This window comes from Humidesulfovibrio sp. (assembly GCF_031082295.1).
GTDB lineage: Bacteria > Desulfobacterota > Desulfovibrionia > Desulfovibrionales > Desulfovibrionaceae > Humidesulfovibrio.
Genome location: NZ_JAVHLD010000003.1, coordinates 25,615 through 41,505, shown reverse-complemented (window position 1 = coordinate 41,505; position 15,891 = coordinate 25,615). Strand labels below are relative to the sequence as shown.

The following is a 15,891-nucleotide window of genomic DNA, read 5'->3' as shown; positions in this document are numbered from 1 at the left end:
CCGAAGCGTTTGGCTGTTGACTGGGCAACATGGCTGCCCTCAAGCCAGACGCACGCCTAGAACATGATGTACAAATTGTCCGCAATCTCCTCTCGAAGTTCCTCCTCAGAGGCATAAGTGGTCCCAAGAGCCAAAATCTTCGCAAGGCAGAGGCCAAGTGCGCGGGCCATCGGCCTATTGGTCCACGAAGTTGTGACGCCTTCAGGAGCCCTCTCGGAGGCATGCCCGAACTCCTGTGGCGCCTGCCGCGCCAGCCAGCATTCCCAGTTTGAGGTTCCCTTGCCCTGCAAGTGCAAGGGGTCACTGAGAGCATCGGCGGCAGGCTGGAAGTCGTGTAAAAAAATGTCGTCCAATGTCGCCAACAGGTTCGGGTTAAAGTCCGTGGATGGGGGCGGCTTGTGAGGCTGCGAGCCCTGCCACGCTGGCTGCTCCTCCTTCAGGAGGAGGAAATCGCCTAGGGCGAGCACGTCCATTTCAGTGTTCATGAAACAGTGGTACGCATCCCGCGGTGTGTTGACAATGGGTTCGCCACGCACGTTGAATGAAGTGTTGACCATGACAGCACAGCCAGTGAGGGTCTCAAAGGCCTTCAGCAAGTTTCGCAGGGGCGGATTGGCATTCCCGCCCACAGTTTGGATGCGGGCGGAGTAGTCGACATGGGTGACAGCCGGAATTTCGCTGCGAGGCTCACGCACGGCGTCGTGCACGCTCTGACCGGCGCGTAGCGCAAATGGAATGCGCCGGGATTCAACTACAGGTGCCACAATAAGCATGTACGGGCTGGGGCGGTCTAACTCGAAATAATCTTTGGCCTTCTCTTCCAGCACTATGGGCGCGAAGGGCCGAAACGATTCCCTGTACTTGATCTTCAGGTTTAATACAGACTGCATTTCACGGTTGCGGGCATCCGCAATGATGGACCGCGCTCCGAGCGCCCTGGGACCATATTCCATGCGCCCGGAGAAATGTCCGATGACTTTGCCCTTGGCGGCCAATTCCGCGAGGATGGCGGGCCGTTCTTCTTGGTGCAAAGACTGGTAGGGCAGGCCGTGGCTCTCCAAAAAAGCGCGAATTTCGGCACCGGAATACGAGGGGCCGAGCAATGAGGACTTCTGTGCCCCGTTTATTTTCGGGCTGACCCTACGCGGGTGCCCCAGCGTCGAATGCCAAACATCCAATGCGGCGCCAAGGGCACCACCCGCATCCCCCGCCGCAGGCTGAATCCAGATGTCTGCAAAGGGACCTTCTCGAAGCAGGCGTCCGTTGGCCACGCAATTAAGCGCAACGCCCCCAGCAAGGCATAAATATTGTTCACCCGTAAGCGCGTGAGCCGTTCTTGCCATGCGTAAAACGGCCTCCTCTGTCACGGCCTGCACAGATCTGGCTAAATCCAGATCGCGCTGGGTGAGTGGGGTTTCCGGTTGCCGTGCGGGTCCGAACAGCCTCTCAAAAGAGCTTCCGACCATTGCGGGTTGAGAGAGAAAGGTAAAGTGTTCAAGATTTAGGCGCAATGATCCGTCTTCGGCAAGGTTGATCACTTCGCTCAGTATCTGTTCCAAGAACCTCGGCTCCCCGTAAGGAGCCAAACCCATAACCTTATACTCTCCAGAGTTGACTTTGAATCCCAGGAATTGGGTGAAGGCGGAATAGAGTAGGCCTAGGGAGTGTGGAAAGCGCATTTCTCGCAGCATTTCTACTTTATTGCCAGTACCCCTGGCGATTGTGGCCGTCGCCCACTCTCCTACGCCGTCTATCGTGAGGATGGCGGCCTGTTCAAAAGGTGAAGGAAAAAATGCGCTGGCGGCATGTGATCGGTGATGCATGTTTTTGAGAATTGGGCCCCTATAGCCGTGAAGCGAACGACGGATGACATGTGGAATACGAAGCTTGTAGCATACCCATGAGGGCATCATGCGCATCCACTGGTCGCGGCCCTCGGGGCCAGCGCTGGCTACCGTCGCCATCATGCGCTCAAAAGTTAGTTCCGGATCGTCATAGAAGACAACGGCAGAGAGGTGGCGCGCATGTATGCCAGCCTCCTCCAGGCAGTAGTTGATGGCCGCATGAGGAAAACGTCTGTCGTGCTTTATGCGGGTAAAACGTTCCTCTTCGGCTGCCGCCAGGATTTCACCATCTCTGAGTAAGCAGGCCGCAGAGTTGTGATAGTAGCATGACAGCCCCAGAATATAATAGGGCATGGTTGGTTCGGCATCTGGGGGAAGGGGAGCTGGATGTGCCGACGGGATGCCCAGGCTCTTGAGGGTTTTAACCAGGAACTTCGCGATGGTCTGATGGCCGAAGCAGGAAAAATGAGCATCATAATCGAACGTCAGACGCTTGCGGGAGGCAAAAGGGAGGCGGGCGAGATAGGAATGGAGATTTGCCACAAAGACGCCCGAAGACGGGTCTTCAAACTGGTTAAAAAAACGTTGGAAATTTGCTTTTGCCTTGCCAAGCACATGGTCCAAGGTGGGAATGGGCATGATGATCAGCGGCTTGCCTTTGCTCAAGGCCCGGGCTCGTCGAAGCAGCGCAGACATGAGCTGACAGGCTTCACCATTTATGTCGTCGTACTCGGGGACGGGCTGGTACCCTGCCAGCCGGGGGAACAGCGAGCGCAGCAGGCAGTAGTCGGAGGTCTTTGGAGAAAGCAATGGTCTCAGGGCCCTTGTCAGGCGTGGATTCTTACGCATCCTGGCGGCAAGGCCGCGCGCCAGATGGAGCAGGCCGGGCATGCCTTCATGGTGGACATCACCAGGTTGGGCCAGCTCTCGTGCCAGTGGAACGGGGGTGTTGTGCAGGACCAAGTTCCCACCCTCCAGGCGAAAGAAAGGCTTGGGTACCCGAACTATTTGCTGCGAGCTTCTGTCTAGTGTGGGGCGTGAGGACAAAAGGTTGCGCTGGATGTTCTCCACATAGACACAGAGAATGATGGCATCAGCGTCAACTTTTGCTGCCGCTTCTTCCATAACCAGCACCTGCTGGTCCGTTCCCGAGCCCGACAACCCGTAGTTGTACACCTCGCAACCTAGGCTCTGGCCGACGAGGTCGGAGAAGCGCTCGGCGTTGTCGCAACCGTCTCCGGCAGTCATGGAGTCGCCGAAGAAAAGAATGCGCGACTGCGACCCTTTGGGACCGACAAATTCAATATCGGAGCGGAACCCCTCACTGTTCGTTTGAACAAAATAGCCGCCTGCCTCGTGAGGGACGCGGGCTTTCAGATTTGGAATGAAAATATGCCCGATGCGCGCATGATGGCGCAGAATCATGCGGTGGTTGGTCCTGTTGGTGAGGGTCATGGCTTGCAATGGGTGCCACAATGGCGCCTTATTCGTCAAGGTGGTGGTGTCTCCGCCCTGATTCACATGCGCGGTCGTGTCGCCGCGGTTGTCGGTGGGTAGCCTGTGCTGTGTCACCTGTCGGTATCTTCGAACTGCAGCATGCTGCTCACCATGTTGACCTGATAGTCGTAGTCGATGGCGATGGAGTGGGCCGGATCCATAATGTAGGGCAGAGGCCGGCTCCCAATGAGGGTGTTTTGACCGAGAAAGCCTTGGGCGCTGTTGATCACCACCGCCTCGTTGAAACGGAAAGCCGCTGGGTGGTCGGTGCTTCGTGTCGAGCGAAGGTAGTCGTCAGGGAAATATGGGCTCAGGCGTCCTTCGTGGTCCACAAATTGGGCAAGGTGAATGGGCGTTTCATATTCGCAAACAGAGGCAACGCTGTGCGAGCCGCCGTGCTTCTCAAAGAGCTCCACGGCCTCGCGTATGTGGTGAGGACGCCGCAGCGGACAGGTGGGGAGTAGCACAGCCAGCATCTCCGACTCACCCCACTCCATATTTTTGATCATTTCATGGAGCAGGTGGACTAGAAATACGTCACCCCTGCCCAGTTGCAGAGGCCGTCGGTAGGCCTGGGCGCCGCAACGTTCTGCCACCTGCAGAATCTCGTCGCTGTCGGAGTTGACGAAGACTTCATCGAACAAACCGGTGGCCAAGGCGGAATCGACAGCGTAGGCGAGCAGGGGCTTGCCGTTGATCTCCAGTAAATTTTTTCTGGGAACCCTGACAGAGCCGCCTCGCGCGGGTATGCATGCGAACCGTTTGTACATCTGCTCTCCAGCCGTTGTTGTGGTGCCATTTCACGGGGCGAAGCTCGTGATGCGCGTTGCGGCATATACTTGGCTACGCTTCGGGTCCTAAAGGCAAAACGCCAGGCAGGGCTGCAAGGTCGGCCATTATTTCGCGGGCCTGCTCGCGAGTCATGCGTCGCCAAGGCGGCTTGACCGTCCCCACATCAACTCCTCTAGCGTGCAGAATGTCGTAGCACGCTGCGGAACGACCCACGTAGCGGCCCTGGATCTCCCTCACCCGGTGGACCGTCCGTTGGAGTTTTTGAGCCTGGACCATGTCGCCATCCTGAATGGCTTGGTCCATGGCAAGGATGAATTCGGGCAGGGCCACGGCGGTGCCGCAGACAACGCCTGGCGCACCCATGAGTCGACAGGGGAGGTACACACTGGAGGAGCCTCCTAGGTAGGTTCCTGGAGCCGTCGATTCATCGAACACGCGCAGTTTGTCGGTGATGCTGATAAAATCGCTGGTGGTGTCCTTGATGCCGCGCACACCCACGTCGACTAGCTTTTGCAGAAAGGCGATGGAGGGTGTGTAGCCCGTTGTTTTGGGGTTGTTGTAGTAGAAAAGCGGCAACTTTGTCGCTTTAGATAGCTGGCCGAAATAGTCGAGGAAATTTTCCTCGTTGTAGTGGGAAGAAGAGTAGTAGAAGGGGACCACAGAGGCTACGGCATCAGCTCCAGAATTTTCGGCGTGACGCGCAAGGTCGGTGGCGTGCTCCACAGAGGGCGCGCCCACCTGGATAACTGTTGTCATGCCAAGTTTTTTGGCTGTGCTCAGGAAAACCGTGGCCGCATGCTTACGCTGGTCCTGGTCCAGCAACGGGAAAGCGCCATAGGAGCCCAGCACCCAAAGGCCCGTGATGCCATGTCGGCGCAGGAACTGGAGTAGATTTTCTACACCCGTCTCGTAGACTCGGCCATCGGGGGCGAACGGGGTGATGACGGGAACAACTATTCTTGGAAAAATCATGATGGCTCCTGTGTGTGATTCGTTGCTTGCCCACATCATGTGAGGCTTTTGATACCCCGATAATAGCGCTCATAGTCGGTTGGGGTTATGATGTTCACACCGCTTAGCCCCATACCCACCAAGAGAGCGTCCAACAGTGCCAGGGTGTGAGTGCCCCACCGCTGGCGTGTCAGGTTGAATTCCGGGGAGGCGGTGTCGTCCTTTTCCTCATAAAAATAGAAGCTCCCGTCCGCATCGCTGTGCAGATAGCCGTCCATTCCGGCTACGAATACCTCGCCTGCGCCCATGACAGCGGCTACAGCGATGAGCAGCATGGAAACGGAGTAGCAGTCGTTAGAGATCACCCCGTCTTCGATGGTGAGGGTCTCTCGGGGAGCCGTCAGGTAGGAGATCGGCTCCCACTCGCGTTCTGTGTGTTGGCGGATGAACTCTTCGCCGAAGTAGGGGCTAAGCAGCAGCCTGGACTCCGGGGCCACGCTGTCCACATATGTAATGAAGCGCTTCTTGCTTGTGAACGCATGGTAATGCGGCGTGAACATGCCGCCGAGGAAATTGGCGCCCATGACAATGGGGTTATACTTCTTTATGAAGGCCTTGATCTGGTTGTGACTGCTTCGCAGGCTTGGCCCGTTGGCCAAGATCAGGAAGGGACGACCGCTATGTCGCCCTGCGTATTCCGGCGGGCTGGGGATCTCGGCCACGCTTTCTTCCTCAAAGTCAAACCCGGACGACAGGTTCACCGCGTCATGGCCAAGCACACCGGCTTCAAGCGTCGAACGCAGCAGTTCAGGATCAAAGCCGACGGGATTGTGCTTGTGGATCAGGTTGAGAATCTTCCAGACATCGTCGATGGTATAGCGACGCGTTTCCACCATGGCCTTGGCATAACTGGGGTGACATTGGCAGAAGCCGGAGATGACGTAGGGGAGCTGATAGCCCCAGATGTATTCACGGCTTAGGGGAAGTAGGTACAAGTCCACGCAGAGCAGGGCTTGGACGACGTTGTATTGGTGCGGTATCAGATGCTGGAGATAGGCCAACAGCGTTTCCGTGGGCAGATTGCCGGCTCCCCGCCCCATGCCGTAGAGAGTGCTGTCTAAAATGTGTACCCCGCAACGGATGGCTTCCAGAGCGTTGGCAAAGGCCAATTGGAGGTTGTTGTGCGGATGGAAGCCGACCTTAAATTGTGCCACCTCCACTAAGGGAGAGAGAAGCTCTTGGACGTTATCTGGAAACAGCGAGCCGTTGCTGTCTGCGATGTAAACATAGTCCGGGGGGGAGTCCTTGATGATGTTCAGTGTGTCGCGCCGTTCACTCTTGGAATACTGGGGGTATCCCATGAGCTGGATCGAGGTCTGGTATCCCTTGTTCTTGATCTTTTGCAGTAAGCTAAGGCAGCTTTTGATTTTGTCCCTATGCACGGCCACCCGGACCATCTCCACCGGCGACTCCGAGGAGGGGGCGAAGGCCTGTTCGTCTGCTTTTCCGTAGTCTACCATAACCGCCAGACGGGCGCCTTTGCTGGGGCCCTTGATTTCGGCAAGCAGGTCGTCCGGGCATCGGCGCAAAAGGGGAGAGGTCGGATTCGCGTCGCGTAGCCCCACCTCGACCACGTCGACCCCAGCCCGTGACAGGTGACGGAAGACGTTTTTGGCCATGGACGGAGGGAAGTCCCAGTTGTTGATGTAACCCCCGTCCCTGAGGGTGCAGTCCAGAACTTCTAGCGGTTTGTGATTCATGCGGCGCCCTTGCTGCTGTCGGCGGTGCCCGTCACTATCTTGGCCACGAGGCCCGGGCGCATATGGAAGAAATGCTGGCTGAACAGGCGACGGAGGAGGCAGGGATTGTAGCCCACCGGGGCGAATCCCGTGAGCCATGGGTAGTTGCGAAATTGGTTGGGGCGCGAGGACTGGCGCACGGCCCTTTGAGGCTGAAAGTAATAACAGGATTCTCCGCCAAGGCGTAGGCTTAGCTCAGACAGGGACACTATGACCTTCTTGGATGCATCTTTCCGGGATTGGCTGGGTGCATGCTCGGTGACTTTGAGAACTTCCTGCGAGTTAATGACTGAAGAGAAGCGGGCCGCCATGGCTTGTGGAGGATAAAAGATGCTCATCGTTGCCCCTCGGAAGTTGCTGTAACATTGCCTGCCCGTGGGAGTCCTGGCGGGATTTCTAGAAACATTTCATACCCGGTGGCGGACTGAGAGTAGCAGTTTCGCACCAAACCCGCCAGTCTTGCGGCCTGGGAAATCCTTCCTGAAACTGGCAGGGTGAAGAAGTGGTCTAGACGCTCCCGGAGTTCTCGGTCGTTCCCAGATGGCAGGGAATAGTGGGCGGCGTCTGCGAACCATGCCAGGGTGTTTAGATCCACCCCCACCCGCCGTCGGATGGGGAAGGTGGGAATGCCTAATGCGGCCGCCTCCATGAGTACGGCACTGGCGAGCCCGGTCACAGCGTCGCATAGGCGCAGTTGGTCAAAGATTTCTCCTTCCACGAAACGCATTCCCGAGCCCATTTCGCAAATGGCGATGCACTGGGAAGCTTCGTTCCGATCAGCGAATGGATGAAGCTTGACAAGCACCTCATAGCCTGGATGCGCAAAAGTGTTGCGCAACACTTCGGCAAGTTCCCGGGCCGCGTTCAGGTCCAGAGGCATCGGCACCAGAATTCGAGGGATGGGTTGGCCGCTTCCGACATACTGGAAGTTCGAAAAGAGAAATGGGGAGCGCAGCGTTGGGCCGGTCTGGATTCGATCCCGGGGGAATCCATCGGAGCGCAGTCGTTCTGTGAACCAAGGGCCGTTAGACAGGATTATGTCGGGCTGGAACAGAGGAGAGTACTCCTGCCTGGAGCATGTGTACTTCAGCATGAACGGGGCGATGGCGGAGTGCTGATAACCGAGCACCACAGCTTGAGGCCAAGCCTTGCGAATCCCGAAGGTCACAGCCTTGCAGAGGGGCGAATTCTCGTATCGGATGATTGCGCGCTTCAGTTTGGTGGTCCGGGCAAGGTTACGGAGGGCTGCCGGGTAGGCTGCGATCATGAGTTTGTACACATGGCGCAGTTGGTTCAGGCGAAGGAAGCGTGTCATGGGGCGAGTCTCTATGCCCTGGAAGGTTCGGGGCGGCAACGGCATGACCCCCTGGGCCAGGAACACTGCCAGGGCCTTGCACAGGTCCGGGATTCTCAAATGCCGCCAGGGGATAAAGGTGTCGGGTATGTGTCGGATCAGCCAGGCCAGAGAGGCGGAATAATCTTTCCTGTTGGCCAGAATTTGTGGGAACAGTAAGGGCTGATGGCCATTGTTTCGTGCCCAGTCGAAAAGGCCAGGGAAGGTGCGGTCGCTTAAGACGCCATCGGTTCCGAAGCTGTCCCTGTCCAGGGCTGTCAGCACTAGCAGGCAAGGGCCTGGGCGCTGCGGAGTGGGTAGACTACGGCATTCCCTGCATAGGCGTAGAAGCCGAATGAATTCAGTGCAGATATCTCGCAAGGCAATGGCTGCGGAGCGGCACCAGGACAACATCGTACGGCGCAGGGCCTGCTCGCAACGCACGTCCCTATAGCCTAGGCCTCGCAACGTCTTTGCCAAGGAGCGGCCCTGAAACACGTCATCGCAACAGACCAGGACGGAATGGCTGCTCTCCTTCATCATTTGGATGAACGTATACATGAGCAGAAGCGAGTGGAACAGGTTGGAGTTGGAGGTGTTTTTGTCCGCCACCATAGAGATGCGCGTGGGGAGACTGTCCAGCCCTGGTTCGTAGAGTGCGTCCAGCCATTGTACATACTCCGATCTGAGGAGCCATTCATACGTCTGTGCCCGCTCGTGGACCGGCAAGCCTTCGGCTAGGTCTGACAAAATATTTTCAAGTCCAAGCAGGGTTGCGTGGTTGGAGCCAATATATGCCCAGGCCGTGAACTTGTGCTCGCGCATTTTCTGCCGGATGATCTGCGGGGCAGTATCGGTTGTTAGGATGATCATGCTCGTTCCTCTAGCAGGGCGGCAGCTTCGCGCAGGTCGCGGCAAACGGGGAATTGTCCACCGGCCTCAAGTAAGGGAGAGGACGGGGCGGCCGTGATGCCAACAAAGCTTACCCCGCAGCACTTGGCCGCTATCCAATCGGAGATGGCGTCGCCGAAGAAGATCACCCGCTCGGGATCATACATCTTTTCGGACAGAATATGGGCTAGGTTTTCCGTCTTGCTACGGCTTGATCCATAAGCGGCATGGAAATATTGCGACAGATTCCGCCCGTGGAGGATCTCGGCCAGCTCTTCGTCCGGTGTGGCCGAGTTTACGTAGAGCGGCAAACGCTTATGCCAACGAAGAAGAAGGTCGGTGGCTCCAGGGATCTCTCGTGCGGCCAGGACCCGAGCCACAACCAGCTTGGAAAATTGGAGACAGAGTCGATCTATCTCGGTCGGATCGCTGGGGCCCCCCGTGAGCGAAGTCTGGCAGTACTTGAACTTGTTGCGGCGCGATACCCCGAGGTGGGCCAGAAAGTGCTGCTGAGCCAGGCTGGCAGTGTCGAGCCCCAGGGGCCGGTACACCTCAGCAAAGGCCTCGGCCTTGATGTGGGTGGAATCCACCAACACACCATCAAAGTCGAAGACGAGCGCCTGATGACCTGCGTGGTCGGCTACAGTGGTGGGGACAATCATGACTCGATTTAGCAGCCCAAGAGGGCTTTGGCCTTGCGGTTCAGACTTAGTACAGTGCGAACAGCCGTACTCGGCAGGCCGGACATGACGCCCAGGGTGAAAAGCATCGGCGCTTCCAGCGGGTTGATTGCTGCTAGGCGGCAGATGTCGCGGGCTTGGCTTAGACGGTTAAGTACGAGCAGGCGCTTGACCATGCACGGCAGCACTGTGTTCACCGCTCGCTGGTAGTTCTGCGCGTAGACTGCCGGGTTGGCCTGCACAGCCATCTGGATGGTCGCTAGACAGCGCAGGGCGCTGGCATAAGGGTCCGGTTCGTGGGTGGCTGCGTCTTGGTGCAAACGGTAACGTGCCAGTGGTTCTGGAATAAAGCCACCGGGCATGATTGCCGATAGGCGAAGCCAGTATTCCCAGTCCTCGGCAAAGCGCACTTTTGGGCTTTCATTGAAAAGCCCAGCCTGCTCCACCAGTTCTCGTCTCATAAGCACTGTGGGTGATGAGATGAAGTTGCCGCACAGAAGAGTATCTGGACTGTAGCCGCCAGTGGCAAGAGCCTCTGGTATCGGGCGTACAACGACCTCCCCTGCAGTGTAGAAATAGTCGCAGTGAGTGAAGCACCATGGTCGTTGTTGGGAACGCATGAAGGCGATTTGGCGCTCGAGCTTATCCGGAAGCCAAAGGTCGTCGGAGTCCACGAAGGCGAGGTGACTGCCTGTGGCGTGGCGTATGCCCCTGTTACGGGTGATCGCAGGCAGCCCGCTCCAGTCGTTGCGGATATAGCGCAGGCGAGGGTCTGTGAGGGCCGCGACGATCTCACGTGTGTTGTCTGTCGATCCATCATCGGAAACGATTACTTCGATGTCCGTGTAAGTCTGCCCAAGCACGGTCTCAAGCGTATGAGGAAGTAAGTCCGCTCGATTATGGGTGGCGATAATGATGGATACGGTGTCGGTCATGAACTTGTCCAGCTTGACATATTTAGTTTGAGGGAGAGCACGAAAGTGCTAAGAGAACAAGCTCAACTCCCTTCGACCTCACACAGAATGGGACAGGAAAACGTTAAGAATCACATGAGTCCAAATCAATCGTTGCGATGTTCATTGTTCGAAGAATAGCTGTTCGGTCTTTTGAAATAAAGGTACATTTCGCTGCCGCGATTGTCTGTTTTCCTTGTATTCCATTCTTTTTGAATTCGATTTAGCAGGTATTTTGAAATCGGTTTTGCGAAAACATAGAGCAATGATTTGACAAGGAATGAAGCTGAACATCTTAGATTGATACATCGATTGTATGTTGTGGATTCAACTGAAGCAACAACGGTGTTTGAGAACCAGTATGATATAAGCCTAACGCGCAAGAATATAAGTTTGAGAAGCGCAAGCTTGCTGACCGCCATGTGGTAGTCTGTAATGTCTAGGATTGTCTTTAAGCTATGGACAATCCAACTGATTGAGCCGTAATGTTGGTTGCTGTAGTATTGTTTGCTTAAATGAAACCCATGAATTGAGAGTTTGTTGCGAAGAGCATCTGTTGTCAGCCTGCGTAAGTGGCCCTTGTCTTCAAAAAAGAAACGACCACCAGAACCATTGTCGATGCCTAAGACTCGAAGGGAACAAATAGCATGCTCAAGACTTCCTTTGTTGCCACATGGAAGAATGTGCAACATGGAAGACGACACGTTCATCAAATTGCAGATATCATTTATGGCTGCGTCAATGTTGTATACATGTTCCAGTGTGTGGTGCGTGAAGAGGTAGTCGAATTTCTTGTTCGTTGACTTTATGTCGTCTGACGCGAAAAATGTGCATTCTGGGTAGCGAAGCTTTGCGTTGCTGATTGCGACATTACTTATGTCTGTGCCGTATACTTTCCATCCAGTGGGCAATGCCTGACGAATAATGTCAGTAAATATCCCATTGCCACACCCGAAGTCCAGAGCCTCGCCTGTCGCTGGCAGATCAAGCTCTCGTACAATTTCAAATACTCTGTCCTTCTTCTCGGTAGGCCAGGCATCCATATAGCCCTGAGCGTACCGATCTTGATAAAAAGCAACAGCCGTATCATGGTCGCTTATATTGTGATGGTTTTGCTCTTGCAAAACTGTTCTCCAGTGTTTGCGTCAACACAAAGTGAGCTTTCCGATGATGATATGGCTGTCTCAACAGTGTTGTGAGAGAGAATCAGCTATTCCAGTCTTGTGTTCAAGATGATTCCAGAATACATTGTCGTCTCTTTTTATTGTTATCTTGGAATGATTCCAAAGCGCAATGTTCCATCAGTGTCCGGAAACGCCAGTGCAATACGGTCTACTTTGTATGCAAAATCAAAAAACGCGGTGTTGACGTTGACGTTGTCCGACACGATCATTTGGAGGGCATCCAAGCCAGTCCAGGTGCACTCGAACTCCCAGAGCATGTTCTCTGAAGTGTGATCGCTGTCGTGAAGGAATATTGTTGATTTCCCAGCACATTCTTGTACAACACCGGGCAGTTGCTCTCGGGAGGACCCAAGGCGTAGGTCCCAGATGGTACGCATTCTTTCGGGTATTATCCAACCGGGTTCCAGACCTGGCGGGAGTGTATCCGTGAATCCGTCCTGGTTCGACGGGCCAGTTTCAAAGTAGGATGGAAGGTCGATCGAGATGAGCTTCCCGTGTTGGTTTTCGGACAAGGCCTGAAGAATGAACATGGACGTCAGTCCGTGAAGAACGCCGGTTTCGATAAAGACTGCTGGCTTGAAGAGGCGAACCATGCAATAGAGCACAAGCCTGTATGTCCCGAGTTCTTCTACGGACGCGAACTTCTTTTTGATGAAAAACGGAACATCTGCAACTGCGGTCCCAATGTCTTGCAGCAATCGCGTCGATTCATTCAGGTGTCGGACGGGGTCAAAGCCAAGGTTGTTGCCGCTCCACTGCTCTAGCTTGTGTACTTGCTCATGTATCATATTAGCACCAATGAGGCTTAAGGTTGTTCGGGGTTGTCGCGCAGCACAGGCGGATAGTTGCTTGAGCGAAACGGCGGCAAATCCACGCAGGATCCTGAGGCGCAGTCCTGGCACGTTCCACTGAATACTCCTTGAACCTGTTTGGCGCGCAGCGCCCTATGCGCCCCCTGCCAGATGCTCTTCAGACTTGATTTGTTCATATCCCCCAGCGCGCCGTTACCGTTGGCGTCCAGAAAGCAGGGCGATACACGTCCGTCGTTCAGTATCATCGGGCTCCAAAGGGAGCAGCACGGGCCAGTTCTTTGCACACTCCGGTCGTTTGGCTCGGCCATCCCCGCAACGGAAGACATCGGCACATCGGCTCGCAGGTCTCCCCAGGTGTGCAGCGTAACAAACTTGTACTCCAAAGTATATTTCTCGCACCACGAGGCAAAGTCCTGCATTTCTCCTGCTGCGTCGTTAATGCCGGGATAGACTTGGTAGGCAAGCTCAAGCCGCTTATAGGTAGGGCTCTCGTCAAGATGTTGCTTCAAAGTGAGTATGCTTTTGAGCAAAAGCTCAAAGCTACCGCCTCTGCGGATTTTCTCATACGACTCGCGCGTGAATCCGTCCACGTCCACACCGAGGATCGGCACGTTTGATAGGACTAGCTTTTTGTAGTTGTCGTTTTTTAACAGATTCTGGCCATTGGTGAAGATGATTGTGTTGTTGAGACCAACTTGCTTTGCGTAAGCAAGCTTCTCAAAGATGGTCTCGTCCATAAGGGGATCGCCGATCCCGTAGAAGTGTACGTAAGCCTCTCTGTATTCAAGTGCGATTTCATCCATGATTTTCTTGAACAGGGCCATATCCATATCGCCTGTTGCCCGGGAGAGCCGCGAACGGGCACACATCAGGCAGTCAAGGTTGCACCGGCTGGTGACCTCGACATACACTTCCGTGGGGAAATTTTCGTTAAGTTCAAAGTATGCCCGACTCAGGGCGTCGTCCACTTCCCGATCAGCTATCGGGAAGTGGAAGCTTCCGTTTTTGTGCTGCCACTGGGACGACCTCGCGTGGGCGCTGACTCGGTCAAGCAGAAAAGCTACGAGGCCCTTCGCCTTGAGGTGGTTCTGCCACTTCCTGTTGGTGAATTCCATTATCGCTCCGTTTGTGTCCCGTTGTTTGACTCGACCACCAGCGGCGTCGGCGGCAGAATCTCTGTGTCGTATAGCATCCGGCCGATTCCTCCCATCTCCTGAAAGCGGGCAAGGTTGTAAATGCTAAGGTCGGGCACGCCCTGCGGGGCAAGGTGGAAGTGGCAGAACTGCACGGTCTCTTCCGATCGGAAGATGCGGACGGTTACGCGATGCTGATCCGCCAGATCCGATTTGTCAAGGACCAACGCAGCGGCGGTGCCTGAAACGGTCCGTTGCTCCTCATGTGTTGGTGAAAGCAGATCGTTACACCAGAGGGCTTCTGTAAACTTAAAGACCTCGGACACAAATTCCGAAGCGCATTGGTCAGCGCCGTAGCCCACGGCCTGCAACTCCCTAACGAGTATGCCGAGGAACTCCGTGCGTAGCGCCGCAAGTGCAGAGGAACTGCTAATCAAGCAGGCGATGTACTTTGAATTTAACCGCATGAATCTCTTGAGCGTGTCGAAGTTATCTTTCACACTGTAGTGGTCAAGGAATGATTTCTCGTCGGGGAACCATTCTTCCATGGACTCCCGCAGCAACTGGTCGAAGATCTGGCGCAGTTCCGGATGGTCGGTCTGGGCGAGTAGCCCGATGATCGTCATGGGGTTGATCCCATACTTGATGCCAAGCCGCAGCTGGGCGCGGAACATTCCAGAACTCCACACCAAGTAGATGAGCAGGTGGTGCACCTTGAAGGAATTGAGTTCCGCCTCAGTCATGGCGTAGGTGGCCCGGACCCCCTCCTCGTATTCAAGGCAGAGACGGCCATCATAAACGCCGTATGCGCCGAAGATGGGACGGTATTTTGTCTGGATGCGGTTTTCTATGCGTGATTCCTCAGTCTCCAGCCGTGATCCTGGCAAGAGGCGGATGTTGATGGCGCAGATATAGTCGAAGCCCATGTCAAAGCTGGTCTCCAGGGTGGAGAAATGGCTTGCTTTGGTTTCTGCCGGCATTCCGATGAGCAGATCGGTTGATACCTTGAGGCCGCATTGGTGGTAATGCTGGATTTGTTCCCGGATTCCTCCGAACTGTATATTCTTGCGTCCCATTTTGCCCAGCACGTCGGAATCTGCTGACTGGATGCCGATCATTGGGGTGTTGGCCGGGCCAAGGATCTCGGCAATTTCGATGTTCCGTTTTGTCGTGTTCTTGGAGTGGCAGAGGTCCAAGTAGCAGGGATAGCCGAACTTGTTGATCGTCTTGCGCAGTACCTTGGCGATCTCAATGTCTCGCGGCAGTATCCCGAAGTTTGCATCGCAAACGCTCCAGCTCACTTGGCCCACGGAGTGGCTTGCGATGTACTCGATCTCTGCGCATACCGTGTCCATGTCGCGCACCTTGACCCGGGCATTTGCCCTGTTTCCCCAGGTGCAGAAGGAGCAGCGGAACGGGCATCCTCGGTTACTCTCGAACAGCGGAATCATGTTCGGATCTTTCAGGAAGTCGTCCAACCAGCCGGTCAGGTAGGGGCTGGGGAGATCGAGACTTCTCGGCCCAGCGGAGAAGGACTCAGGGTCGTGGCGGTAGGCCCCGCCACAGATTGTCGCGCAACCGAGGGGGGCCGGAGACGGTTCGCCGCGCAGCAACGCCTGAACCAGTCGGAGAGTGGGCAACTCGCCCTCTCCAGGGATATAGTAGTCAAGCTGCCGGTGTGCGCGCAAAAACGCTTCCATTCCGGCTGGGTCGCGGCGGATATGCGGCCCGCCCATGATGCTGACGCCAGCAGGGTTAAGCCGCTTGAACAGCTCCAGAAACACGAAGTTCAAACGGTGGTTCCAGGAGTAATTGGACAGGCCGAGGAGGTCTGGGGGGCTTTGCTTAAGTGCGGCCTCCAACTCCGTAGGGTACTTGAAGAGACGAATGTCGACGGCATCGCCGAGTTCCTGGTCCAGCTTCGCCGCCAGGTAGCCCACGTTCAGGGGCACGGTGAAGTTAGCCTTCACTGTATCGTATGTCAGGTCTGCAAAATAAATTCGCACTGATTGCCTCCCATAA

Annotated in this window: 12 protein-coding genes; all 12 read right to left on the bottom strand. The window is 55.5% G+C overall.

What is annotated here, in order from left to right:
* Positions 1–56 precede the first annotated feature (56 nt).
* Positions 57–3,269 (bottom strand): carbamoyltransferase N-terminal domain-containing protein, encoded by a 3,213-nt coding sequence (locus RDU24_RS02695; protein WP_308734192.1) that lies wholly within the window; start codon positions 3,267–3,269, stop codon positions 57–59.
* Positions 3,270–3,412: 143 nt separating this feature from the next.
* Entirely contained in the window at positions 3,413–4,111 is a 699-nt protein-coding gene (locus tag RDU24_RS02690; protein WP_308734191.1) for an acylneuraminate cytidylyltransferase family protein, read from the bottom strand.
* 73 nt (positions 4,112–4,184) lie between these two features.
* Positions 4,185–5,105: a dihydrodipicolinate synthase family protein gene (locus tag RDU24_RS02685; RefSeq protein WP_308734190.1), complete on the bottom strand. Its 921-nt coding sequence runs from the start codon at positions 5,103–5,105 to the stop codon at positions 4,185–4,187.
* 35 nt (positions 5,106–5,140) lie between these two features.
* Positions 5,141–6,844, bottom strand: coding sequence for an aldolase catalytic domain-containing protein (locus RDU24_RS02680; RefSeq protein ID WP_308734189.1), 1,704 nt, complete (start codon positions 6,842–6,844; stop codon positions 5,141–5,143).
* Entirely contained in the window at positions 6,841–7,221 is a 381-nt protein-coding gene (locus tag RDU24_RS02675; protein ID WP_308734188.1) for a hypothetical protein, read from the bottom strand. Before RDU24_RS02675 ends, RDU24_RS02680 begins: the two co-directional genes overlap by 4 nt.
* On the bottom strand, positions 7,218–9,089 hold the full coding sequence (locus RDU24_RS02670) for a hypothetical protein (protein ID WP_308734187.1): 1,872 nt from the start codon (positions 9,087–9,089) through the stop codon (positions 7,218–7,220). The genes RDU24_RS02675 and RDU24_RS02670 overlap by 4 nt, the downstream gene beginning before the upstream one ends.
* The gene (locus tag RDU24_RS02665; protein ID WP_308734186.1) at positions 9,086–9,769 is read right to left on the bottom strand and encodes an HAD family hydrolase; all 684 of its coding nucleotides are present in this window, start codon (positions 9,767–9,769) and stop codon (positions 9,086–9,088) included. Before RDU24_RS02665 ends, RDU24_RS02670 begins: the two co-directional genes overlap by 4 nt.
* 8 nt (positions 9,770–9,777) lie before the next feature.
* Positions 9,778–10,722 (bottom strand): glycosyltransferase family 2 protein, encoded by a 945-nt coding sequence (locus RDU24_RS02660; RefSeq protein WP_308734185.1) that lies wholly within the window; start codon positions 10,720–10,722, stop codon positions 9,778–9,780.
* Positions 10,723–10,847: 125 nt separating this feature from the next.
* Positions 10,848–11,864: a class I SAM-dependent methyltransferase gene (locus RDU24_RS02655; protein WP_308734184.1), complete on the bottom strand. Its 1,017-nt coding sequence runs from the start codon at positions 11,862–11,864 to the stop codon at positions 10,848–10,850.
* A gap of 143 nt (positions 11,865–12,007) precedes the next feature.
* The gene (locus RDU24_RS02650; RefSeq protein ID WP_308734183.1) at positions 12,008–12,712 is read right to left on the bottom strand and encodes a class I SAM-dependent methyltransferase; all 705 of its coding nucleotides are present in this window, start codon (positions 12,710–12,712) and stop codon (positions 12,008–12,010) included.
* Between the two features lie 17 nt (positions 12,713–12,729).
* Positions 12,730–13,851 carry a radical SAM protein gene (locus RDU24_RS02645; protein ID WP_308734182.1) on the bottom strand — a complete coding sequence of 374 codons (1,122 nt, stop codon included), beginning with the start codon at positions 13,849–13,851 and terminating at the stop codon, positions 12,730–12,732.
* Positions 13,851–15,875 (bottom strand): B12-binding domain-containing radical SAM protein, encoded by a 2,025-nt coding sequence (locus RDU24_RS02640; RefSeq protein WP_308734181.1) that lies wholly within the window; start codon positions 15,873–15,875, stop codon positions 13,851–13,853. Before RDU24_RS02640 ends, RDU24_RS02645 begins: the two co-directional genes overlap by 1 nt.
* Between the last annotated feature and the right edge of the window lie 16 nt (positions 15,876–15,891).